Here is a 23,586-nt window from a genome sequence, read left to right on the forward strand (position 1 = left end):
GGCGAAGCCCCCACAGAAGAAAGGACGGGACCAGGGGCCGCAGCCCCCGGTGACGGGAAAGGGGCGGGCCTGGGGCCCCGCGAGGCCTACGCCACGTTGACCCGCTGCCCCGGCGGCGCGGCCTCCAGCCACGCCAGGAAGCCGGTCAACGCGTCCTCGCTCATGGCCAGCTCCAGCCGCACCCCCCGGTGCAGACACCCCAGCACGACCGCGTCGGACAGCAGCGCCAGCTCCTCCTCGCCGTCCGGCGCGCGCCGGTCGACGACCTCGATGGAGGCCCGCTCCAGGACGCGCCGCGGCCGGGGCGCGTACGAGAACACCCGGAACCACTCGATCCGGTCCCCGTTGTAGCGGGCGACGCCGTACCCCCAGCCCTTGCCGGAGGTGTCCGGGGCCTCGTCCGGCCCCGGGGCGTGCCAGCGCAGGCTGCAGTCGAAGGTGCCGCCGGAGCGCTGGATGAGTCTGCGGCGCAGCCCGAAGACGAAGAGTCCCAGCAACACCAGCGCGATCAACGCAAGTCCGCACACGAGCAGAACGAGGATCATCGGCACCGACCTCCTCGCCTCACCACAGTCTCGAACGCTTCGAACAAGACTTCCGACACGGACCGAACAACCGCAACCGCACCCGAAAAAGCACCTGCATCGCCTCAGCCGCGACCCGGTCCGGTGTATTCCGGACCTGGCCGCGGCTGAGTCGCGTTACGCCGCGCGCTGGGGTCAGCGCGCCGCCACCGCACGCAGTCGGACGTCGGCGCGCCGCTCGGCGGAGGCGTCGGCCTCCGACTTGGCACGCTCGAGCGCCCGCTCCGCACGCTGGACGTCGATCTCGTCGGAGAGCTCGGCGACCTCGGCGAGCAACGACAGCTTGTTGTCCGCGAACGAGATGAATCCGCCGTGCACCGCGGCGACGACGGTGTTGCCGTCGCTCGTCCGAATGGTCACCGGGCCCGACTCCAGCACACCGAGCAGCGGCTGGTGACCGGGCATGACGCCGATGTCGCCGGACGTGGTGCGCGCGACGACCAGGGTGGCCTCGCCGGACCAGACGCTGCGGTCCGCGGCGACCAGCTCGACATGCAGCTCAGCAGCCAAGGGTGGCTCCTCGGGTCACCACCCGGCGGTTCAGCCGGGTGTTGGGTCAAATTCTACGGGGCGTGGGGGGAGGGGCGGGACACGGTCCCCGCGAGGGCCGTGCCCGCCCCTCCGCCGAGAGTCACGGGACTCAGGAGACGCCGAGCTCCTTGGCGTTGGCCTTGAGGTCGTCGAGGCCACCGCACATGAAGAACGCCTGCTCGGGGAAGTGGTCGTACTCGCCGTCGCAGATCGCGTTGAAGGCCGCGATCGACTCGTCGAGGGACACGTCCGAACCGTCGACGCCGGTGAACTGCTTGGCGACGTGGGTGTTCTGGGACAGGAAGCGCTCCACGCGGCGGGCGCGGGAGACGACCAGCTTGTCCTCCTCGCCGAGCTCGTCGATGCCGAGGATGGCGATGATGTCCTGGAGGTCCTTGTACTTCTGCAGGATGTTCTTGACCCGCATGGCGGTGTCGTAGTGGTCCTGCGCGATGTACCGCGGGTCCAGGATGCGGGACGTGGAGTCCAGCGGGTCCACGGCCGGGTAGATGCCCTTCTCCGAGATCGGACGGGAGAGCACCGTCGTCGCGTCGAGGTGGGCGAAGGTGGTGGCCGGGGCCGGGTCGGTCAGGTCGTCCGCGGGGACGTAGATCGCCTGCATCGAGGTGATCGAGTGACCACGGGTCGAGGTGATGCGCTCCTGGAGGAGACCCATCTCGTCGGCCAGGTTCGGCTGGTAGCCCACCGCGGAGGGCATGCGGCCGAGCAGGGTCGACACCTCGGAGCCGGCCTGGGTGAAGCGGAAGATGTTGTCGATGAAGAACAGCACGTCCTGCTTCTGCACATCGCGGAAGTACTCCGCCATGGTCAGACCGGCGAGGGCCACGCGCAGACGGGTGCCCGGGGGCTCGTCCATCTGGCCGAAGACCAGGGCGGTCTTGTCGATGACGCCCGAGTCCGACATCTCCTCGATGAGGTCGTTGCCCTCACGGGTGCGCTCGCCGACACCGGCGAACACGGAGACACCGTCGTGGTTGTTGGCGACGCGGTAGATCATCTCCTGGATGAGCACCGTCTTGCCGACGCCGGCGCCGCCGAACAGACCGATCTTTCCACCCTTGACGTACGGGGTGAGGAGGTCGATGACCTTGACGCCGGTCTCGAACATCTCGGTCTTCGACTCGAGCTCGTCGAAGTTCGGGGCCTTGCGGTGGATGGACCAGCGCTCGCCCGAGTACTGCTCGTCGACGTTCAGCACCTCGCCGAGGGTGTTGAACACCTTGCCCTTGGTGAAGTCGCCGACCGGGACGGTGATGCCGTCGCCGGTGTCGGTCACCGGGGCCTGGCGGACCAGGCCGTCGGTGGGCTGCATGGAGATCGCGCGGACCAGGCCGTCGCCGAGGTGCTGGGCGACCTCGAGCGTCAGGGTCTTCTTCGCGCCGTCCTGCGCCGGGTCGGCGACCTCGACGTGCAGGGCGTTGTAGATGTCCGGCATCGCGTCGACGGGGAACTCCACGTCGACGACCGGGCCGATGACCCGGGCGACGCGGCCCGTGGCAACGGCCGTCTCAACAGTGGTCGTCATTACTTGTCACTCCCCGCGGTCGCGTCGGCCAGCGCGGAAGCGCCACCAACGATCTCGCTGATTTCCTGGGTGATTTCGGCCTGGCGGGCCGCGTTGGCAAGCCGGGACAGGTTGTTGATCAAGTCACCGGCGTTGTCGGTCGCCGACTTCATCGCGCGGCGGGTGGCGGCGTGCTTGGAAGCGGCCGACTGCAGCAGCGCGTTGTAGATACGGCTCTCGACATAGCGCGGCAGCAGGGCGTCGAGGACGTCCTCCGCCGACGGCTCGAAGTCGTACAGCGGCGGGATCTCACCCTTCGCCGGCGACTCCTCGGCCACCTCGTCGAGGCTCAGCGGCAGCAGCCGGCTGTCGATGGCCGTCTGCGTCATCATCGAGACGAACTCGGTGTAGACGATGTGGAGCTCGTCCACGCCGCCCTCGGCCGTGTCCTTCTCGATGGCCTCGATCAGCGGGCCCGCGACCGCCTTGGCGTCCGCGTACTCCGGCTGGTCGGTGAAGCCCGTCCACTGCTTCGCGATCTTGCGCTCGCGGAAGTTGTAGTGGGCGACACCGCGGCGGCCGACGATGTACGCGTCGACCTCCTTGCCCTGCGCCTCGAGGCGCGCGGTGAGCTGCTCCGCGGCCTTGATGGCGTTGGCGTTGAACGCGCCGGCCAGACCGCGGTCGCTGGTGAGCAGGAGCACGGCGGCTCGCGTCGCCGTCTCCGCCTCCGTCGTCAGCGGGTGCTTGGTGTTCGAGCCGGTGCCCACCGCCGTGACCGCGCGGGTGAGCTCGGTCGCGTACGGCGTGGAGGCCGCCACCTTGCGCTGCGCCTTGACGACGCGCGAGGCGGCGATCATCTCCATCGCCTTGGTGATCTTCTTGGTCGCGGTGACGGATCGGATGCGACGCTTGTAGACCCGGAGCTGGGCTCCCATGAGTCAGGTCCCTTCCCTACGTCACTTGGCGGCGGCCGGAGCGTCCTCGCCGAGAAGCTTCCCGTCCGAGGTCTCGAACTGCTTCTTGAAGTCCGCGATGGCGTCGGCGACGGCCGTGAGGGTGTCGTCCGACATCTTGCCGCCCTCCTTGATGGAGGTCATGAGGCCCTGCTCCTTGCGGTGCAGGTACTCCAGGAGCTCCTTCTCGAAGCGGCGGATGTCGGCGACGGGGACGTCGTCCATCTTGCCGGTGGTACCGGCCCACACGGAGACGACCTGGTCCTCGGTCGACATCGGCTGGTACTGGGCCTGCTTCAGCAGCTCGACCATGCGCTGGCCGCGCTCGAGCTGGGCCTTGGACGCGGCGTCCAGGTCCGAACCGAAGGCGGCGAACGCCTCCAGCTCACGGAACTGGGCGAGGTCCACGCGCAGTCGGCCGGAGACCTGCTTCATCGCCTTGTGCTGCGCCGAGCCACCGACTCGGGACACGGAGATACCGACGTTCAGGGCGGGGCGCTGACCGGCGTTGAACAGGTCCGACTCCAGGAAGCACTGGCCGTCGGTGATGGAGATGACGTTGGTCGGGATGAACGCCGACACGTCGTTCGCCTTGGTCTCGACGATCGGCAGACCGGTCATCGAGCCCTTGCCCATCTCGTCCGAGAGCTTCGCGCAGCGCTCGAGCAGACGGGAGTGCAGGTAGAAGACGTCACCCGGGTAGGCCTCGCGCCCCGGCGGGCGGCGCAGGAGCAGGGAGACGGCACGGTAGGCGTCGGCCTGCTTCGACAGGTCGTCGAAGATGATGAGGACGTGCTTGCCCTCGTACATCCAGTGCTGGCCGATGGCGGAACCGGTGTAGGGGGCCAGGTACTTGAAGCCCGCCGGGTCCGACGCCGGGGCGGCGACGATGGTCGTGTACTCCAGGGCGCCGGCCTCTTCGAGCGCACCACGCACGGAGGCGATGGTGGAACCCTTCTGACCGATGGCGACGTAGATGCAGCGGACCTGCTTGTTCACGTCGCCCGAGCGCCAGTTGTCGCGCTGGTTGATGATGGTGTCGACGGCCAGGGCGGTCTTGCCGGTCTGGCGGTCACCGATGATGAGCTGGCGCTGGCCGCGGCCGATCGGGGTCATCGCGTCGACGGCCTTGTAGCCCGTCTCCATCGGCTCGTGCACCGACTTGCGCTGCATGACCGTGGGGGCCTGCAGCTCGAGGGCGCGGCGGCCGGACGTCTCGATCTCGCCGAGGCCGTCGATCGGGTTGCCGAGCGGGTCGACGACGCGGCCGAGGTAGCCCTCGCCCACCGCGACCGACAGGACCTCGCCGGTGCGCTGCACCGACTGGCCCTCCTCGATGCCGCTGAACTCACCGAGGATGATCGAACCGATCTCGCGCTCTTCCAGGTTCAGCGCGAGACCGAGGGTCCCGTCCTCGAACTTCAGCAGTTCGTTGGCCATGGCCGAGGGCAGGCCCTCGACCTTCGCGATGCCATCGCCGGCCAGGGTGACCGTACCGACCTCCTCGCGCGAGGCCGCGTCCGGCTTGTACGCCTGGACAAAGTTCTCCAGCGCGTCCCGGATCTCCTCCGGCCGGATCGTGAGCTCCGCCATCTGGGTTCCCTGCTCTCCTTGTTGGGCCCGAAGTTTCTTTGGGGGATCTGGGGGCTCCCCCCAGAAACTTTGCATACTCTGCACGGCCCAACTCGGGCCGTTGTCTAGCTTGTCGAGTTACTAGCCCGCCATGCGGCGGCGCGCGTCCTCGATCCGGTCCGCGATGGAACCGTTGATGACCTCGTCGCCGACCTGCACCCGGATCCCGCCGACGACCTCGGGGGCCACGTCGAGGTTCAGGTGCATCTGACGCCCGTAGATCTTGGCGAGCGCCGCGCCCAGGCGCTGCTTCTGCCGGTCCGACAGCGGAACGGCGGACGTGACGACGGCGACCATGCGCTCCCGGCGGTCCGCGGCCAGCTTGGAGAGGGACTCCAGTCCCGCTTCCAGGCTACGTCCCCGCGGCGCGGTCACAAGGCGCTCGACGAGACGCCCCGTGACGGCCTCCGCCTTGCCGCCGAGCAGGTTGCCCAGCAGCGCGCTCTTCGCCGTGGCGCCGGCGGCCCGGTCGGTCAGCGCGGCCCGCAGCTCGGTGCTGGAGGCGACGATCCGGCCGAAGCGGAACAGCTCGTCCTCGACCGTGTCCAGCGCGCCCGACTTCTGCGCGGCGGTCAGGTCGGCGACGTTCGCCAGCTCCTCCAGGGCGTCCACCAGGTCGCGCGAGGCGGACCAGCGGGAGCGGACCATGCCCGCGACCAGGTCCGCGGTCTCGCCGCCGACCTTGCCGCCGAGCAGGCGCCCGGCCAGCGCGGCCTTGGCCTCGCCGGCCTGCGCCGGGTCGGTCAGGACCCGACGCAGCGAGACCTCCCGGTCGAGCAGCGCGGTGACGGCGGCCAGCTCGTCCGCGAGCTGCCGGGCGTCGACCGCGGTGTTGTCGGTCAGCGCGTCGAGGCGCTCGCGCGCGGCGGCCAGCGCCTCGCGGCTCGCTCCATGCGCTGTCATCGAGTCGCCTCGGCCTTCGTCGCCTTCTCGTCGAGCTCGTCGAGGAAGCGGTCGATGGTGCGGCTCTGGCGCGCGTGGTCGTCCAGGGACTCACCGACGAGCTTGCCGGCCAGTTCGGTGGCCAGCAGGCCCACGTCCTGGCGCAGCGCCTGCGCGGCGGCCTTGCGGTCGGCCTCGATCTGGGCGTGACCGGCGGCGACGATCTCCTCGCGCTGCCGCTGGCCCTCGGCCCGCATCTCGGCGATGAGCTGGGCGCCCTGCTCCTGCGCCTCCTGGCGCAGACGCGCGGCCTCGTGCCGGGCCTCGGCGAGCTGAGCCTTGTACTGCTCGAGGACGCTCTGGGCTTCGGTCTGGGCGGCCTCGGCCTTCTCGATACCGCCTTCGATCGCCTCCCGGCGCTCTTCCAGAACCTTGTTGATGTTCGGGATGAGCTTCTTCCAGAAGAAGAAGAAAACGATGGCGAAGGCGATGGCGCCGACAAGCAGCTCGGGGCCCGGCGGGATGAGCGGGTTCTGCTCTTCCTCGGCCGCCAGCTGAACCAGGTTGGCGATCACATCAGTGCCTTTCGTCGAAAGGTGTCAGTAAGAAGCGATTACTTACCGAACACGAACGGCATAACGATGCCGATGAGGGCGAGCGCCTCACAGAAGGCGAAGCCGAGGATCTGGTTGGCACGGATCAGACCGGCGGCCTCGGGCTGGCGGGCCAGGGCCTGGGTGCCGTTGCCGAAGACAATGCCGACACCGATGCCGGGGCCGATGGCGGAGAGGCCGTAGCCGATCGAACCGAGGGAGCCGGAAACACCTGCGGCGAGCTCAACAGCGGACATGCTGTCTCTTCCTTCTCTTTCATGGACCGGTGGGGGTTGGCCACCGGGCATCTGGGGGTTTGCGGGGCGGATGGTGTCAGTGGTGCTCTGCGACAGCACCCTGGATGTACGAGCAGGCGAGGAGCACGAAGACGTACGCCTGGACGGCCTGCACGAAGAGTTCGAAGCAGATCATCGCCATGGTCATCACGAAGGAGACGCCGGCGGCCGGGATCATCCAGCTGTTCAGCAGGTACCAGGAGGCGACGGTGAACATCACCAGCATCAGGTGACCCGCGAACATGTTGGCGAACAGTCGCACGGAGTGCGTGAAGGGACGCACGAGCAGGTTCGAGAAGAACTCGATACCCGAGACCAGCCACTTGACCGGGCCGAGCGATGCGTCGTAACCGGTGATGTTCTTCCAACCGCCCACGAACCCGTGGCGCTTGAAGGTCAGCGGCACCCAGATCAGGTAGGTGATGAGCGCCAGCACGACGGGGTACGCGAACACCGACGAGACCGGGAACTGGGCCAGCGGGATCACGGACCAGATGTTCATGATCCAGATGAAGAAGAACATCGAGACCATGAGGGGGACGTACTTCTCGCCCTCCTTCTTGCCGAGCGTCTCGTAGACGATCCCGCGGCGGACGAAGTCGTAGCCCGCCTCGCCGATCATCTGGAGCTTGCCCGGCACGACCTTGGCCTTGCCGAAGGCGGCGTAGAAGAAGGTGATCACGATCAGCGTCGTGACCAGGGCCAGCAGCATCACCTTGTTGAACTCGAACCCGCCGACCTCGAAGATCGGCTTGAAGAGGAACGAGTGCAGGCCCGGGGCCGGGAAGCCACAGCCGTTGTCGGACATGATCCGACAGCTCCAGTCAAAGGCGAGCTCAGTTTGTTCAGCACTCACCGCGGGCTCCTTCGGCGTGAAGCATGGGTACGGCAACCTCGTTGTCGTGTCGGCGCGGCACGCAGCCGCGGAACGGCACCGGACTGGTGTTACGGATGTGGGGGCGGCGGTCAGGCAGCGAGCCTCGCGATGGTGCAGGCGTCAGCTCAGATGCCCGCGCCCGCAGTGCCGCAGTTGGCACCGGACGATAGCAGCATCTCGAACGGGCATTTATCCCGGCCCTACCTCTCACGTCTCCGACCCCGGCTTCTCCGGCTTGCCACTCTTCTGGGAGGAGGAAGCCGAGGAAGGTTCGGGTTCGGGTTCGACGTAGAGGATCTTGGCCTTCATGTGCGCACGAGCCTGTGCCGCCATCCACACCACGGTGGAGATGACGAGAGCGAGCGCGAAGGACTTCGGGTTGAACGCGGTCGTGTCCTTGAACAGGCCCACGAAAATGAGAAGCAGCAGGAGCTGGGCGACGTAGAGCATCAGCCCCATCGCCTGGAAGAGCTGCGGAAGCGATTTTGCCGTGCGCTGCAGGACGAACAGGCCGATTCCCATGAAGACGACGGTCACCAGCGTGCCCACGACGGCACCGAGCACTCCCTTACCGCCGGCGACCACGCCGCTGACCACGGCGACGATCGCGCCGACGGCAGCGGTGGGGACGGCGGACTGCAGGAGAGTCCGGGTGTCTTGAGACGGCATGGCGGCAACTCCGCTTACAGATGGGGGCAGGGTGTCGTCATGGACGAGCGTAGACCCGGGCCGAGCGGCATCCTCCGGCCGACGGACCGTCGCACTACGGTCCCTCGGCTCTGTCGCCGGGTCTCGTGAACCGTATCACAAACTATTTGATGAGGTCTTTACCTGCTCGGTGTGCTCGGTGTCACACATGAGAAGCAATCCGCGCGTCTGTGCATCCACGCGGCTGCTTTGTCTGGTAAAGGGGCGTTTTGCCGCGGGCCGTCAACGCGACGAACCCGCCTTGAGCCGGTCCAGGAAGCGCGGGCGGGTGCCCAGGGCCGTAGCGCCGTTGACGCCCGCGCCCACGGCCCGCCGGTCCGTCGGGGCCCCACCGTCCCCGCCTGCCTCCCGCGTCTCGTACGTCCCCTCCTGGCCGGCCTCCGCGGAGGCGTCCGCCGCGGCGGCGGCCAGGGCGGCCCTCCTGCGGCGGTAGCGCGGCGGGACGAAGCCCTCCGCCCAGCGGGGCGCGTGCGGTGTGAAGCGGGGCAGCAGGAGCAGCACGAGGCCCACGGCGCTGAGGGCGACGATGAGCAGCAGGATCCACATGTTGGTCGAGTGGACCGAGTACGCCACGGTGCCGAAGGCGATGAGGGCCGACCAGAAGTACATGATCAGCACCGCGCGGCTGTGCGAGTGGCCGACCTCCAGGAGGCGGTGGTGCAGATGGCCGCGGTCGGCGGCGAACGGCGACTGCCCCTTCCAGGTGCGGCGCACGATGGCGAGCACCAGGTCGGCGAACGGGATGGCGATGATCGTCAGCGGCATCAGCAGCGGGATGAAGACCGGGAGCATCGCGTGGGTGGCGTCGCGGGAGCTGCCGCCGAGGTTCAGCTTCATCGCGTCCGGGTCGACCTGCCCGGTGATGGAGATGGCGCCCGCGGCGAGCACGAGCCCGATGAGCATCGAGCCCGAGTCGCCCATGAAGATCCTGGCCGGGTGCATGTTGTGCGGCAGGAAGCCCAGGCACATGCCCATCAGGATGGCCGCGAAGAGGGTCGCGGGGGCGGCGGCCTCGATGCCGTAGCCGTACCAGATGCGGTACGCGTACATGAAGAACGCCGCGGCGGCGATGCACACCATTCCGGCCGCGAGGCCGTCGAGGCCGTCGACGAAGTTCACGGCGTTGATGGTGATGACGACGAGGGCGACGGTGAGGAGCGTGCCCTGCCACTGGGTGAGCGAGACCGTGCCGACCCCGGGGATGGGCAGCCACAGGATCGTCAGACCCTGCATGACCATGACGCCCGCGGCGATCATCTGGCCGCCGAGCTTGATGAGCGCGTCGATCTCGAACTTGTCGTCGAGGACGCCGATCAGCCAGATCAGGGCGGCGCCGGAGAGCAGCGCGCGCGGCTCGTTGGACTTGGTGAACACCTCGTTGAGGTTGGGCAGGTGGTCGGCGACCAGCAGGCCCGCGCAGAGGCCGAAGAACATCGCGATACCGCCGAGCCGGGGTGTCGGTTCCCGGTGCACGTCGCGCGCGCGGATCTCCGGCATGGCGCCGGCCACGATCGCGAACTTCCGCACCGGGCCGGTCAGCAGATAGGTCACCGCGGCCGTGATGCAGAGCGTCAGCAGATATTCACGCACGGGCTTCCCCACAGGTATCGCTGGCCATCTCAGCACCACACCCTAGCTTCGCGCGCATAAGGGTGGGCACTTCCGGGTAGCGACGATCGTTGCACAACTCCGCTACGACGACGTGATCTCGCCCCCGGTGCGGGCGGGGTAGGGCGGAAACCGCACCGCCAGGTCACGCACTTCCTCCCTGACGTGCCGCTCCTCCCGGACGGCGGCGGCGAACAGCGCCGCCACCCGGGCCATCTCCCCCTCGCGCATGCCCTGGGTGGTGACGGCGGCCGTGCCGAGGCGGAGGCCGCGGGCCTCGGTGGCGGTGGCGGCGTGGGGCAGGGCGCAGGTGTCCAGGACCAGGCCGGCCGCGGCGAGGCGGCCGCGGGCCGTGCGGGCGGTGACGCCGAGCGGGGACGGGTCGACGAGGACCAGGTGCGTGTCCGTGCCGCCGGTGCTGACGGCGAACCCCTCCCCCGCCAGCGCCTGCGCCAACGTCCGGGCGTTGGCGACGACTTGGTGGGCGTACGCGGTGAAGGCGGGGGTCGCCGCCTCGCCGAAGGCCACCGCCTTGGCGGCGATGGTGTGCATCTGCGCGCCGCCCTGCGTGAACGGGAACACCGCCCGGTCGACCCGCTCGGCGAGGTCGGCACCGCACAGGATCAGGCCACCGCGCGGGCCGCGCAGCACCTTGTGGGTGGTGGCGCAGACGATGTCCGCGTACGGCACCGGGTTGGGGGCGGCACCGCCCGCGACCAGGCCGATGGGGTGGGCGGCGTCGGCGATCAGGTAGGCACCCACGTCGTCGGCCACCTCGCGGAAGGCGGCGTAGTCGAGGTGGCGCGGGTAGGCGATGGAGCCGCAGACGATGGCTTTCGGCCGGTGCGCGCGGGCCAGGGCGCGCACCTGCTCGTGGTCGACGAGCCCGCTGGCCGGGTCCAGGCCGTAGCCGACGAACGTGAACCAGCGGCCCGAGAAGTTCGCGGGCGAGCCGTGCGTGAGGTGTCCTCCGTACGGGAGGCCCATCGCGAGGACCGTGTCCCCCGGACGCAGGAGCGCGGCGTACGCGGCGAGCACGGCGGAGGAGCCGGAGTGGGCCTGGACGTTGGCGTGGTCGGCGCCGAAGAGGGCCGTGGCGCGGTCGGTGGCGAGGCGCTCGGCGACGTCCACGAGCTCGCAGCCGCCGTGGTGGCGGGCTCCGGGGTAGCCCTCGGCGTACTTGTTCGCCAGCGGGGAGCCCAGGGCCGTCAGGACGGCCTCCGAGGTGAAGTTCTCGGCGGCGATGAGCTGGAGCGAGGTGGCCTGGCGCGCGGTCTCGCCGAGCAGGACCTCGGCGAGCTCGGGGTCCTGGCGGCGCAGCGCCGCGTACGCCGCCGGGGCGGCGGCTCTGGCGGGGCCCACCGTCGTCATCTCTCCACTGTAGGCGCGGGCCCGCGGACGCGCGCGGCGGTGGCCTCGCGGGGGCGCCCCGGTCCCGCCCCTTTCCCGAAACCAAGGGGCTCCGCCCCCTGGACCCCCGAAGATCGCGCTGACGCGCTCGTCCTCAAACGCCGGACGGGCTGAAAGATCTCAAGCGCGGCCACGGCTGAAGATTTCAGCCGCGCTCGGCGGAAAGTTCCAGCCCGTCCGGCGTTTGAGGACGAGGCGCGGAGCGCCGAAAAAGCGGGGTCCAGGGGCGGCAGCCCCTGGTTCGGGAAGGGGCGGGACTGGGGCGCCCCCCGCGAGGGCTACAGACGGGCGGCCGGGACCCCCGTCAGGGCCGTAACCACCGGGTCAAGGGCCTGCTGGATCTCGCCGCCGACGGAGCGGAAGAAGGGCAGGGGCGCGCCGTAGGGGTCGTAGACCTCGTCGGCCTCGACGCTGGGGGCCAGCAGCCACCCGCGCAGGGCGGCGGCCGCCCGCACCAGGGCGCGGGCCCGCTCGACCACGCCGTCCGCCCCGTCGGGGTCGGGCAGCGTCGCCGGGTCTATGGCCCGCACCAGCCGGGTGAACTCCTTGAGGGTGAACGTGCGCAGCCCGGCCGAGTGCCCCATGGAGATGACCTGCGCCCGGTGGTCGCGCGTGGCGGTGAGCACCAGGTCGGCCCGGATGACGTGGTCGTCGAGGAGCTCCCGCCCGACGAACCCGGAGGGGTCCGCGCCGAAGTCGGCGAGGACGGTCTCCGCGTGCGTCTCCATGGGCGCGCCCTCGTGGCCCCAGGTGCCCGCGCTCTCCACGACGAGCCCCCCGGTGGCCGGGTCGCCGAGGCGGTCGGCGAGGGCGTGCCGGGTGAGCCGCTCGGTGATCGGCGAGCGGCAGACGTTGCCGGTGCTGACGTGGAGGATGCGGAAGGTCCCGGGGGCCCGGCGGGCCGCGTCGTCCGCGGCCTGGCCGGGGAAGCCCGCGTGTTCCGGGGGCCCCGCGGGGGCCGGGAGACCCGCTATGCCACGCCCCGTCCCAGGGGCTGTCAATTGGCCACCTCGAGGTCGGGTACCACCTTGCGGAGCTCCTCCGCGTCCAGCGCGCCGGCGCGCAGCAGCACGGGCACCTTGCCGGTGACGTCGACGATGGAGGACGGGACGATGCCGGGCGTCGGGCCGCCGTCGAGGTAGACGGAGATGGAGTCGCCGAGCATCTCCTGGGCCGCGTCGCAGTCCTCCGGCGCCGGGTGCCCGGTGAGGTTGGCGGAGGAGACGGCCATCGGGCCGACCTCCGTCAGGAGCTCGATGGCCACCGGGTGCAGCGGCATCCGGATGGCGACGGTGCCCCGGGTGTCCCCGAGGTCCCACTGGAGCGACGGCTGCTGCTTGGCGACGAGCGTGAGCGCGCCGGGCCAGAAGGCGTCGACGAGCTCCCAGGCGGCCTCGGAGAAGTCCGTGACGAGGCCGTGCAGGGTGTTCGGGGAGCCGATGAGGACGGGCGTCGGCATGTTGCGGCCGCGCCCCTTGGCGTCGAGCAGGTCGGCGACGGCCTCGGGGCTGAAGGCGTCCGCGCCGACGCCGTACACGGTGTCCGTGGGCAGCACGACCAGCTCGCCGCGGCGGACGGCGGACGCGGCCTCTCGCAGACCCGTCGCACGGTCGGTCGCGTCGTTGGTGTCGTATCGCCGTGCCATCTAGCGGGCCTCCTCGTACACGTACTGGTCCACGTACTCGTCAAGCTGGTCGTGCCGGTCGTACCGGTGCTGATCGTTCCGGTGCTGGTACCGGTGCTGGTGCTGGTACCGGTGCTGGTCGTGCTCGTGCCGGGGCCTGCGCCGGGGCGCGGCCGGTCCGGCGGGGGCGGTCGCGCCCGCCGTCCTCCTCGTCGCCGCCGTCGTCACGGCATCGCCTTGCGGGCGGTGGCGAACCGCGGCCGGTTGTTCAGGTCGGGGTGGTCGGCGGCGTCGGCCCAGCCCCGCTCCTCGGTGAAGATCCATGGCACCTGGCCGCCCTGGGTGTCGGCGTGCTCCACGACGACGACCCCGCCGGGCCGCAGCAGCCGGTGCGCGGTGCGCTCGATGCCGCGGATCAGGTCCAGGCCGTCCTCGCCGGAGAACAGGGCGAGCTCGGGATCGTAGTCCCGGGCCTCCGGCGCAACGTACTCCCATTCGGTGAGCGGGATGTACGGGGGGTTGGAGACGACCAGGTCGACCTGCCCGTCGAGCTCCGGCAGGGCCGTGCGGGCGTCACCCGCGTGCAGGGTGACGCGGGAGCCCTCGACGTTCTTGCGGGTCCACTTCAGGGCGTCCTCGGACAGCTCCACGGCGTGCACGCGCGAGCGCGGCACCTCCTGGGCCAGGGCGAGCGCGATGGCCCCGGAGCCGGTGCACAGGTCCACGATGAGCGGCTCGACGACGTCCATCGCGCGGACGGCGTCTATGGCCCAGCCGACGACGGACTCCGTCTCCGGGCGGGGCACGAACACGCCGGGGCCGACCTGGAGCTCCAGGTACCGGAAGAACGCCCGGCCGGTGATGTGCTGGAGCGGCTCACGCGCCTCGCGCCGGGCGATGACCTCCCAGTAGCGGGCGTCGAAGTCCGCGTCCTTGACGGAGTGCAGTTCGCCCCGTTTCACGCCGTGCACGAAGGCGGCGAGCTCCTCCGCGTCGTTGCGCGGCGAGGGCACGCCGGCGTCGGCCAGCCGCTGGGTGGCCTGGGCCACCTCCGCGAGCAGCAGGTTCACGCTGGTCCTCCGGGGGCTTGAGCGGTCCGTACGTCGGCGGGCTTACGCGGCGGCGAGCTTGGCGGCGGAGTCCGCGTCCACGCAGGCCTGGATGACCGCGTCGAGGTCGCCGTCGAGCACCTGGTCCAAGTTGTACGCCTTGAAGCCGACGCGGTGGTCGGAGATGCGGTTTTCCGGGAAGTTGTACGTGCGGATCTTCTCGGAGCGGTCGACGGTGCGGACCTGGCTGCGGCGGGCGTCCGCGGCCTTGCTCTCCGCCTCCTCCTGCGCCGCGGCGAGCAGCCTGGAGCGCAGGATACGCAGCGCCTGCTCCTTGTTCTGGAGCTGGCTCTTCTCGTTCTGGCAGGAGGCGACGACACCGGTGGGGAGGTGCGTGATGCGCACCGCGGAGTCGGTGGTGTTCACGGACTGGCCGCCGGGCCCGGAGGAGCGGTAGACGTCGATGCGCAGGTCGTTCGGGTTGATCTCGACGTCGATCTCCTCGGCCTCGGGCGTCACCAGGACACCGGCGGCGGAGGTGTGGATGCGGCCCTGCGACTCGGTCGCGGGCACGCGCTGCACGCGGTGCACACCGCCCTCGTACTTCAGCCGGGCCCACACGCCCTGGCCGGGCTCGGTGGCACCCTGGCCGCCCTTGGTCTTCACGGCGACCTGGACGTCCTTGTAGCCGCCGAGCTCGGACTCGGTGGCGTCGATGATCTCGGTCTTCCAGCCGACGCGCTCGGCGTACCGCAGGTACATGCGCAGCAGGTCACCGGCGAACAGGGCGGACTCGTCGCCGCCCGCGCCCGCCTTGATCTCCAGGATGACGTCCTTGTCGTCGCTGGGGTCGCGCGGGACGAGCAGCAGCCGCAGCTTCTCGGTGACCTCCTCGCGGCGCTCGGCCAGCTCCTTGACCTCGGCGGCGAAGTCGGGGTCGTCGGCCGCGAACTCGCGCGCGGTCTCGATGTCGTCGCCGAGCTGCTTCCAGGTGCGGTACGTGGCGACGATCGGGGTCAGCTCGGCGTAGCGCTTGTTGAGCTTGCGCGCGTTGGCCTGGTCGGCGTGGACCGACGGGTCGGCGAGCTTCTGCTCCAGATCGGCGTGCTCGCCGATCAGTTCCTCGACCGCCTCGAACATCGGGGGCTCCTGGTCTTCCGGTACGTCTTCCGGTACGCGTGTCGGTGCGCGGGCGGGGCTCGCGCGGGGGCTTGACGTGGGCGCTGGTGCGACAGACGGCAAACGCCGGTCCCGGCCGCCCCCGTGGACGAGGGCGGTCGGAGACCGGCGCTGGTGGCTCGCTACTTCTTGGCGGAGCCGGCAGCCTTGCCGAAGCGGGCCTCGAAGCGGGCCACGCGGCCACCGGTGTCGAGGATCTTCTGCTTGCCCGTGTAGAACGGGTGGCACTCGGAGCAGACCTCGGCGCGGATGGAGCCGCCGGGGATCGTGCTGCGGGTGGTGAACGACGCGCCGCAGGTGCAGCTGACCTGCGTCTCGACGTACTCGGGGTGAATGTCGCGCTTCAAGGTGTCTCCTAGTTTCGGGAGGGCGCCGGGTCGCACGCGCGGGGTGCGGGTGCGTGAACCGGGGCCGACGGACCAGTTTGCCAGGACCGGCCGCATCTGCCCAAACCGGGGTGGGTCCCGAAGTATTCCCCGGGCCGCCGGAAGGGCCCGTCCGGGGCCGGGGCCGGGCCGGGCCGAGGAGCCGCCCCCGGCCCCTCGCGGGGGCTCAGTCGCTGGTCACGACCTTGCCGGCGGCGCCCTTGTCGCCCGCGGACTTGTCGGTGGCGGACTTCGGGATGTCCTCGTCGGCCCGCAGGGCGTCCCAGACCTGCCGGTCGGCTCTCTCCAGGGGCAGGACGCGGTTGGGGTCGGCCGGGTCGTACTGGATGGGCAGCGTGACCATCTTCATGTCCTTGGACCCGATGCCCTTGAGGCCGTTCGCGAAGCCCGCCAGGTCCTTGACCGAGTCCAGCTCGGAGTCGGTGGTGATGGCGCTGGTGGCGGAGTCCGCGAGGTCGTAGAGCTTCTTCGGGTTGCCGAACAGGTTGATGTCCTTGACCTGGTCCATCAGGGCCTTGATGAAGGCCTGCTGGAGCTGGATGCGGCCGAGGTCGCTGCCGTCGCCGACGCCGTGCCGGGTGCGGACCAGGCCGAGGGCCTGCTCGCCGTCGAGGGTGTGCTCGCCGGCCGGCAGGTCGAGGTGGCTGTCCTTGTCCTTGATCGGCTTCTTGGTGGTGATGTCGACGCCGCCGAGGGTGTCGATGAGCTTCTTGAAGCCCGTGAAGTCGACCTCGACGTAGTGGTCCATGCGGATGCCGGACATCTTCTCGACCGTCTTGACCGCGCACGCCGGGCCGCCGACCTCGTACGCCGTGTTGAACATCTGGCGCCGCCCGCCCGGGTCGGTGCCGCCGTCCTTGGCGGGGCACTCGGGGCGGGTGATGAGGGTGTCGCGGGGGATGGAGACGACGCTGGCCTTCTTGTGGCCCTGGTAGACGTGGACGATCATCGCGGTGTCGGACCGGGCCACGCCCTCGTCCTTGCCGTACTTGGCGTTCTTGCCCGAGCGCGAGTCGGAGCCGAGGACGAGGATGTCCTGGGAGCCGTTGTCGACGTTCTCGGGGCGGTCCGTGCCGAGCGCGGCGTTGATGTCGACGCCCTTGATGTTGCCGTTGAGCTTGACGTAGACGTAGCCGAGGCCCGTGCCGCCGAGGACGGTCACGCCGGCGGCGGTCCAGGCCGATATGACGAGGGCCTTCTTGCGCTTGCTGGGCGGCTTGCGGCGCCGGCCGCGCTTGCCGCGCTGCTTCGGCTTCGCGTCGCCGGGCCTGCTGTCGTCCGTCATGCGCTCCTCAGTCCTCGTCGTGCGGTCGGCTACCCCCTGCTTTCAGGGCCAGGCGTGGCTTTTCGTCACTTGTCAGACGTCAAAACCGATGGAAGGGTTGCATAGCGCCCTGTGCGCGCCCCGGGGTCCGACGGCTACGGAGCGTCCGCCGCGCCCCCTGCTTTCACCCCTCCACCTGGGCTTTCGCCGCAGTCGACGCGCTGGCGCGGCCCGGTGAGAATCTCTTATCCGTGTGGCCAAGGTCTCGTGGCCGAAAACCATCGACGCGGCCCTCAGGGCTGTCCTGCGGCGCCAGGGCATGCGGAAGGGGGCTGATCCCGTCGGCGACGGGATCAGCCCCCTTCCGTGCTCACCCGCTCGGGGCGACCACGCCGGTCAGTCGTTGCCGTTGCCCGGCGCCGGCGTCGTCTTCTGGATCTGGAGCAGGAACTCGGCGTTCGACTTCGTCTGCTTCATCTTGTCCAGGAGCAGCTCGATGGCCTGCTGCTGGTCGAGGGCGTGCAGCACCCGGCGGAGCTTCCAGACGATGGAGAGCTCGTCGCTGCCGAGCAGGATCTCCTCCTTGCGGGTGCTGGACGCGTCGACGTCCACCGCCGGGAAGATGCGCTTGTCCGAGAGCTTCCGGTCGAGCTTGAGCTCCATGTTGCCGGTGCCCTTGAACTCCTCGAAGATCACCTCGTCCATCCGCGAGCCGGTCTCGACCAGCGCGGTGGCCAGGATGGTCAGCGAGCCGCCGTCCTCGATGTTGCGCGCGGCGCCGAAGAACTTCTTCGGCGGGTAGAGCGCGGTCGAGTCGACACCACCGGACAGGATGCGGCCGGAGGCCGGGGCGGCGAGGTTGTACGCGCGGCCCAGGCGGGTGATCGAGTCGAGCAGCACGACCACGTCGTGGCCGAGCTCCACCAGCCGCTTGGCGCGCTCGATGGCGAGCTCGGCGACGGTGGTGTGGTCCTCGGCCGGGCGGTCGAAGGTCGAGGAGATGACCTCGCCCTTGACCGACCGCTGCATGTCGGTGACCTCTTCCGGACGCTCGTCGACCAGGACGACCATCAGGTGGCACTCGGGGTTGTTGTGCGTGATCGCGTTCGCGACCGCCTGCATGATCATGGTCTTGCCGGTCTTCGGCGGGGCCACGATCAGACCGCGCTGGCCCTTGCCGATGGGCGAGACGAGGTCGATGATGCGGGTGGTCAGGACGCCCGGGTCGGTCTCCAGGCGGAGCCGGTCCTGCGGGTACAGGGGCGTCAGCTTGCCGAACTCCGGGCGGCCGCGGCCGTGTTCGGGCGCCATGCCGTTCACGGAGTCCAGGCGGACGAGCGCGTTGAACTTCTCGCGGCGCTCGCCGTCCTTGGGCTGGCGCACCGCGCCGGTGACGTGGTCGCCCTTGCGCAGGCCGTTCTTGCGGACCTGGGCGAGGGAGACGTACACGTCGTTGGGGCCCGGCAGGTAGCCCGACGTACGGATGAAGGCGTAGTTGTCGAGGATGTCGAGGATGCCCGCGACGGGGATCAGGACGTCGTCGTCGGAGAGCTGCGGCTCGTTCGCGAAGTCGTCGCGGCCACGGCGGCCACGGCGGTCGCGGTAGCGCCCGCGGCGCCCGCGGCGGCCGCCGCCCTCGTCGTCGAAGTCGTCCTGCGGACCGTTGTCGCGCTGCTGGCGGTCCTGCCGGTCCTGACGGTCCTGCCGGTCCTGGCGGCCGCCCTGCTGGTCCTTGCGGTTGCCGCCGCCCTGCTGGTCGTCGCCCTTGTTCCGGCGGTCGCGGTCGCGGTCACGGCCGCGGCCCTGGCGGTCGCGGCGGCTCTGGCGGCCCTCGCCCTGCTGGTCGTCGCCCTTGTCGGCCCGGTCGTTCCTGCCCTCGGGCTGCTCGCCCTTGGCGGCCTCGGCCTTCGGCTGCTCGGCCTGGGCCTTGGCCTCGGCCTGGACGGTCTCGGGGCTGCCGGTCTCGGCGGTGGCGCGACGGCGGGTGCGGCCCGGCTTGTCGTCGCTCGCCGGCTGGCCGGGGATGTCGATCTGCTGCTGGGCCGGGGCGGCCGGGGGCTGCTCGGCCGGGGCCTCGTCGGCCTTGGCGGCGGGCTTCTCGGCGGTGTCGCCGGTGCGCGCCTTGGAGGTGGCGCGGCGCTTGGGCTTGGCCGGGGCGTCCGCGGTGTCGGCGGCCTTGGCCGGGGCTCCGCCGGCGGCCTGCGCCTCCTTGATGACCTCGATCAACTGGCTCTTGCGCATCCGCGCAGTGCCCTTGATCCCGAGGCCCGAGGCGACCTGCTGCAGTTCCGCCAGCACCATGGCCTCGAGGCCGGTGCCGCGGCGCCGCCGGGATCCGGCCGAAGCACCGGTGGCAGGCGCCGCGGGGGCGTCCGTGGCGGGCGTGTCGGCAGTCACGCCCATCAGATCGGTGGTGTCGCTCACGAAGGGTCCTTCCCTGGAGCGGACGTCGGCCTGTCTGGCTCGGCGACCGGTTGTGCTGTCCGGCGGTCCCTGGTGTGTGGACCATGCCGGGGCGGTGGTCCGCCTACGCGGCGGAAGAAATTCACAGATGTGGCGTTTCCCGGGGCCGGACCACTGATGTGCGGTGGTTACTCGGCTTGGTCACGCCGGTTCCGGAGCGTGCTCGGCACTGCTCAGTGCGGGGCACAGAGCAGGTTGGGAGGCTCCCGGAAGGATGGATGTCCCGGACGGGGACACAAAGCACCTCGCCATGGTGAGGTCGGGTGCAGACTTGAGGTTAACACTACCGGATCCAACAAACATTCCCCCTCTCCAAATCCGGACACCCCGAACGCGCTGCCCTCCCGTGTCAGGGAGCGAGCGGCAGCACGCTCGTGCCCGCGGCGTCGAGCGCCAGGCGGTTGGCCGCCCACCCCTCGCCCGCGAGCCGCGCGACCTTGTCGGCCGCGCTGTCGTCGACCAGCGCGAGGACCGTGGGTCCTGCGCCGGAGATCACCGCGGGCACGCCGTCGGCGCGCAGGCGCTCCACCAGGGCGGCGCTCTCCGGCATGGCCGGGGCGCGGTACTCCTGGTGCAGGCGGTCCTCGGTGGCGGGCAGCAGCAGCTCGGGGCGCCTGGTCAGGGCCTCGACGAGCAGTGCGGCCCGGCCCGCGTTGGCGGCCGCGTCCACGTGCGGGACGGTGCGCGGGAGCAGTCCGCGGGCGGTTTCCGTGAGCACGGGCTTTCCGGGGACGAAAACCACCGGAACGATGGAATCGACGGGCTCCATCCTGATGGCACGGGCCACGGAGCCGTCCATCCAGGAGGCGGTGAAGCCGCCGAGCAGGCAGGCGGCCACGTTGTCGGGGTGCCCTTCGATCTCGGTGGCCAGCTCCAGCAGGGCGGTGTCGTCCAGCTTGGCCTCGCCGCCTATGGTCACCGCCCGGGCGGCGACGATCCCGGCGCAGATGGCGGCGGACGACGAGCCGAGGCCGCGGCCGTGCGGGATGCGGTTGGCGCACACGACCTCCAGGCCGCGCGGCTGCCCGCCGAGCAGGTCGAAGGCGGTACGCAGGGAGCGTACGAGCAGATGCGACTCGTCGCGCGGGAGGGTCTCGCTGCCCTCGCCGGCGATGTCGATGTGCAGGCCGGAGTCGGCGACGCGCACGACCACGTCGTCGTAGAGCCCCAGCGCCAGGCCGAGGGCGTCGAAGCCCGGGCCGAGGTTGGCGCTGGTGGCGGGGGTGCGCACCCTGACGGCGGCGGCGCGGAACGCGGGACCGGCCATCGCTCGATGACTCTCCTTGAGCTGCGAATTGTGGAGGACTTGCCGCCTCGGCCGGTCTCGACCGGCTTCCACCAGCCTTGACCAGGGACGGACGGCAGCACCCGAAGGCCGCATCGCGAGCGGCACCGCGGCATATGCGCGGCATATGCGGCGGGGTGGGTTCGCTACAGCCTATCGAAGGAAGGTTCTGTGGCGACATAGGGCGCACAGGAGGCGCACGATGCGTGTCGCGAGCCCCCTGTGCACCCCCTGTGGGGAGTTGAGAGGTTTGCCCGGCCCAGCCCGGCCCGGCCGCTGCTCAGCCCGGCCCGGCCCCGGCACAGCTCGCCGCGGCGGGCGCGGCCGTGCCCGGTGGCCCGGGACCCGGGCCACCGGCGGTTACGCCAGGCCCAGCCGCTCCGCCGCGGCGACGGCGTCGACCGGGACCGTGACCGGCTGCGGGGCGCCCGCGACCGCCCAGTCCGGGTCCTTGAGGCCGTTGCCGGTGACGGTGCAGACGATGCGCTGGCCCCGGTCGACCTTGCCCTGCTCGGCGGCCTTCAGCAGACCGGCCACGGACGCGGCGGACGCGGGCTCGACGAACACGCCCTCCTGGGACGCCAACAGCTTGTAGGCGCGCAGGATCTCACGGTCCGTCACCTCGTCGATGAGGCCGCCCGACTCGTCACGCGCGGCGAGCGCGTGCTGCCACGACGCGGGGTTGCCGATGCGAATCGCGGTGGCGATCGTCGAGGGGTCCTTGACGACCTCGCCGCGCACGATGGGCGCGGAACCGGAGGCCTGGAAGCCCCACATCCGTGGCGTACGGGTGGCCGGTCCTTCGGCCGCGTACTCCTTGTAGCCCTTCCAGTAGGCCGTGATGTTGCCCGCGTTGCCGACCGGCAGGACGTGCAGGTCCGGGGCGTCGCCGAGGGCGTCCACGATCTCGAAGGAGGCGGTCTTCTGGCCCTCGATGCGGAACGGGTTGACGGAGTTGACCAGGGCGACCGGGTAGTTCTCGGACAGGCCCCGGGCCAGGTTCAGGCAGTCGTCGAAGTTGCCGTCGACCTGGAGGATCTTCGAGCCGTAGACCAGCGCCTGGCCCATCTTGCCGAGCGCGATCTTGCCCTGTGGGACCAGGACCGCGCAGACCATGCCCGCGCGCACCGCGTAGGCGGCGGCCGAGGCGGAGGTGTTGCCGGTGGAGGCGCAGATGACGGCCTTGGCGCCCTCCTCCTTCGCCTTGGTGATGGCCATGGTCATGCCGCGGTCCTTGAAGGACCCGGTGGGGTTCGCGCCCTCGACCTTGAGGTGGACCTCGCAGCCCGTGCGCTCGGAGAGCACCTGCGCGGGCACGAGCGGCGTACCGCCCTCGCGGAGCGTCACGACCGGCGTGGTGGCGGAGACGGGCAGGCGGTCCCGGTACTCCTCGATGATTCCGCGCCACTGGTGGGTCATTGCTGCTTACTCCCCTTCAACCCGCATGATGCTGGCGACACCACGCACGGTGTCGAGATTGCGCAGCGCCTCGACGGTGCCGCTGAGGGCGGCGTCGGGCGCGCGGTGGGTGACGACGACGAGGGATGCCTCGCCGTCCTTGACCGTCTGGCGCACGGTGTCGATGGAGACCCCGTGCTCGGCGAAGACGGTGGCGACCTGGGCGAGCACGCCCGGCTTGTCGGCCACGTCGAGGCTGATGTGGTACCGCGTGACGACCTCGCCCATGGAGCCCACGGGCAACTGCGTGTACGCGGAGTCGCCGGGGCCGGTGGCCTCGCCGAGCTTGTTGCGGCACACGGCGACCAGGTCGCCGAGGACGGCGGAGGCGGTCGGCGCGCCGCCGGCGCCGGGCCCGTAGAACATGAGCTGGCCGGCGGCCTCGGCCTCCACGAAGACGGCGTTGTACGCCTCGCGGACGCTCGCCAGCGGGTGGCTGAGCGGAATCATCGCCGGGTGCACGCGGGCGGTGACGGAGCCGCCGTCGGCGGCCCGCTCGCAGATGGCGAGCAGCTTGATGGTGCAGCCCATGCGCTTCGCGGACGCGAAGTCGGCGGCGGTGACCTCGGTCATGCCCTCGCGGTAGACGTCGTCGAGGCGCACCCGCGTGTGGAAGGCGATGCCGGCGAGGATCGCGGCCTTGGCGGCGGCGTCGAAGCCCTCGACGTCGGCGGTGGGGTCGGCCTCCGCGTACCCGAGCGCGGTGGCCTCGTCCAGGGCCTCCTGGTAGCCCGCGCCGGTGGTGTCCATCTTGTCGAGGATGAAGTTGGTGGTGCCGTTCACGATGCCGAGGACGCGGTTGACCTTGTCCCCGGCCAGGGACTCGCGCAGCGGCCTGATCAGCGGGATCGCCCCGGCGACCGCGGCCTCGTAGTAGAGGTCGCGGCCCTGCTGCTCGGCGGCGGCGTGCAGCGCGGCGCCGTCCTGGGCGATCAGGGCCTTGTTCGCGGAGACGACGGACGCGCCGTGCTCGAAGGCGGTGGTGATCAGGGTGCGGGCGGGCTCGATGCCGCCGATGACCTCGACCACGACGTCGATGTCGCCGCGTTTGACCAGCGCGGTGGCGTCCGTGGTGACCAGCTCGGGGTCGATGCCGGCGCGGACCTTGGAGGGGCGCCGGACGGCGACCCCGGCGAGCTCCACCGGGGCGCCGATCCTGGCTGTGAGGTCGTCGGCGTGCGTCGTCATGATGCGCGCCACCTCTGAGCCGACGACCCCACAGCCCAGCAGCGCCACCTTCAGCGGACGCGTACGCATCATCCGACCTCGTTTCCTT

Annotated in this window: 23 protein-coding genes; all 23 read right to left on the minus strand. The window is 70.6% G+C overall.

Going from position 1 to position 23,586, the window contains the following annotated elements:
- Window positions 1-86: 86 nt before the first annotated feature.
- A complete protein-coding gene (locus IE330_RS12125) occupies window positions 87-545 on the minus strand; it encodes a DUF2550 domain-containing protein (protein ID WP_190135948.1) in 459 nt (152 codons plus the stop codon).
- 174 nt (window positions 546-719) lie between these two features.
- A complete protein-coding gene (locus IE330_RS12130) occupies window positions 720-1,094 on the minus strand; it encodes a F0F1 ATP synthase subunit epsilon (protein WP_190135949.1) in 375 nt (124 codons plus the stop codon).
- A 130-nt stretch (window positions 1,095-1,224) separates the two neighbouring features.
- A complete protein-coding gene (gene atpD / locus IE330_RS12135) occupies window positions 1,225-2,661 on the minus strand; it encodes a F0F1 ATP synthase subunit beta (RefSeq protein WP_190135950.1) in 1,437 nt (478 codons plus the stop codon).
- Window positions 2,661-3,578 (minus strand): F0F1 ATP synthase subunit gamma, encoded by a 918-nt coding sequence (locus IE330_RS12140; RefSeq protein ID WP_190135951.1) that lies wholly within the window; start codon window positions 3,576-3,578, stop codon window positions 2,661-2,663. Before IE330_RS12140 ends, atpD begins: the two co-directional genes overlap by 1 nt.
- Window positions 3,579-3,599: 21 nt before the next feature.
- Window positions 3,600-5,189 carry a F0F1 ATP synthase subunit alpha gene (gene atpA, locus IE330_RS12145; RefSeq protein ID WP_190135952.1) on the minus strand — a complete coding sequence of 530 codons (1,590 nt, stop codon included), beginning with the start codon at window positions 5,187-5,189 and terminating at the stop codon, window positions 3,600-3,602.
- A 120-nt stretch (window positions 5,190-5,309) separates the two neighbouring features.
- Window positions 5,310-6,131: a F0F1 ATP synthase subunit delta gene (locus tag IE330_RS12150; protein ID WP_190135953.1), complete on the minus strand. Its 822-nt coding sequence runs from the start codon at window positions 6,129-6,131 to the stop codon at window positions 5,310-5,312.
- Complete coding sequence (locus tag IE330_RS12155; RefSeq protein ID WP_190135954.1) at window positions 6,128-6,685, minus strand: F0F1 ATP synthase subunit B; 558 nt, start codon at window positions 6,683-6,685, stop codon at window positions 6,128-6,130. The genes IE330_RS12150 and IE330_RS12155 overlap by 4 nt, the downstream gene beginning before the upstream one ends.
- A 38-nt stretch (window positions 6,686-6,723) precedes the next feature.
- Entirely contained in the window at window positions 6,724-6,960 is a 237-nt protein-coding gene (locus IE330_RS12160; protein ID WP_190135955.1) for an ATP synthase subunit C-like protein, read from the minus strand.
- Window positions 6,961-7,036: 76 nt separating this feature from the next.
- On the minus strand, window positions 7,037-7,855 hold the full coding sequence (gene atpB / locus IE330_RS12165; protein ID WP_506005378.1) for a FoF1 ATP synthase subunit A: 819 nt from the start codon (window positions 7,853-7,855) through the stop codon (window positions 7,037-7,039).
- A gap of 228 nt (window positions 7,856-8,083) precedes the next feature.
- Window positions 8,084-8,545, minus strand: coding sequence for a Cg1360 family ATP-synthase-associated protein (locus tag IE330_RS12170; protein WP_190135957.1), 462 nt, complete (start codon window positions 8,543-8,545; stop codon window positions 8,084-8,086).
- Window positions 8,546-8,806: 261 nt separating this feature from the next.
- Window positions 8,807-10,174, minus strand: a complete 1,368-nt coding sequence (locus IE330_RS12175) for an MraY family glycosyltransferase (RefSeq protein ID WP_190135958.1) — start codon at window positions 10,172-10,174, stop codon at window positions 8,807-8,809.
- A 102-nt stretch (window positions 10,175-10,276) separates the two neighbouring features.
- Complete coding sequence (gene glyA / locus IE330_RS12180) at window positions 10,277-11,563, minus strand: serine hydroxymethyltransferase (protein WP_190135959.1); 1,287 nt, start codon at window positions 11,561-11,563, stop codon at window positions 10,277-10,279.
- A 317-nt stretch (window positions 11,564-11,880) separates the two neighbouring features.
- The gene (locus tag IE330_RS12185) at window positions 11,881-12,603 is read right to left on the minus strand and encodes an arsenate reductase/protein-tyrosine-phosphatase family protein (RefSeq protein WP_373314629.1); all 723 of its coding nucleotides are present in this window, start codon (window positions 12,601-12,603) and stop codon (window positions 11,881-11,883) included.
- Window positions 12,600-13,247: an L-threonylcarbamoyladenylate synthase gene (locus IE330_RS12190; RefSeq protein WP_190135960.1), complete on the minus strand. Its 648-nt coding sequence runs from the start codon at window positions 13,245-13,247 to the stop codon at window positions 12,600-12,602. Before IE330_RS12190 ends, IE330_RS12185 begins: the two co-directional genes overlap by 4 nt.
- The gene (locus IE330_RS12195) at window positions 13,248-13,454 is read right to left on the minus strand and encodes a hypothetical protein (protein ID WP_190135961.1); all 207 of its coding nucleotides are present in this window, start codon (window positions 13,452-13,454) and stop codon (window positions 13,248-13,250) included.
- Entirely contained in the window at window positions 13,451-14,296 is an 846-nt protein-coding gene (prmC, locus tag IE330_RS12200; RefSeq protein WP_190135962.1) for a peptide chain release factor N(5)-glutamine methyltransferase, read from the minus strand. The genes IE330_RS12195 and prmC overlap by 4 nt, the downstream gene beginning before the upstream one ends.
- Before the next feature lie 42 nt (window positions 14,297-14,338).
- On the minus strand, window positions 14,339-15,415 hold the full coding sequence (gene prfA / locus IE330_RS12205; RefSeq protein ID WP_190135963.1) for a peptide chain release factor 1: 1,077 nt from the start codon (window positions 15,413-15,415) through the stop codon (window positions 14,339-14,341).
- Between the two features lie 161 nt (window positions 15,416-15,576).
- Complete coding sequence (gene rpmE, locus IE330_RS12210) at window positions 15,577-15,801, minus strand: 50S ribosomal protein L31 (RefSeq protein WP_190135964.1); 225 nt, start codon at window positions 15,799-15,801, stop codon at window positions 15,577-15,579.
- A gap of 205 nt (window positions 15,802-16,006) precedes the next feature.
- Window positions 16,007-17,125, minus strand: a complete 1,119-nt coding sequence (locus tag IE330_RS12215) for an LCP family protein (RefSeq protein WP_190135965.1) — start codon at window positions 17,123-17,125, stop codon at window positions 16,007-16,009.
- 375 nt (window positions 17,126-17,500) lie between these two features.
- Window positions 17,501-19,528 (minus strand): transcription termination factor Rho, encoded by a 2,028-nt coding sequence (rho, locus tag IE330_RS12220; RefSeq protein ID WP_190135966.1) that lies wholly within the window; start codon window positions 19,526-19,528, stop codon window positions 17,501-17,503.
- Between the two features lie 388 nt (window positions 19,529-19,916).
- Window positions 19,917-20,834 carry a homoserine kinase gene (thrB, locus tag IE330_RS12225; protein ID WP_190135967.1) on the minus strand — a complete coding sequence of 306 codons (918 nt, stop codon included), beginning with the start codon at window positions 20,832-20,834 and terminating at the stop codon, window positions 19,917-19,919.
- Between the two features lie 378 nt (window positions 20,835-21,212).
- Window positions 21,213-22,271: a threonine synthase gene (gene thrC / locus IE330_RS12230; protein ID WP_190135968.1), complete on the minus strand. Its 1,059-nt coding sequence runs from the start codon at window positions 22,269-22,271 to the stop codon at window positions 21,213-21,215.
- 6 nt (window positions 22,272-22,277) lie between these two features.
- On the minus strand, window positions 22,278-23,567 hold the full coding sequence (locus IE330_RS12235; RefSeq protein ID WP_190135990.1) for a homoserine dehydrogenase: 1,290 nt from the start codon (window positions 23,565-23,567) through the stop codon (window positions 22,278-22,280).
- Window positions 23,568-23,586 lie beyond the last annotated feature (19 nt).

The organism is Streptomyces longispororuber (assembly GCF_014656095.1).
In the GTDB taxonomy this organism is placed as follows: Bacteria; Actinomycetota; Actinomycetes; order Streptomycetales; family Streptomycetaceae; genus Streptomyces; species Streptomyces longispororuber.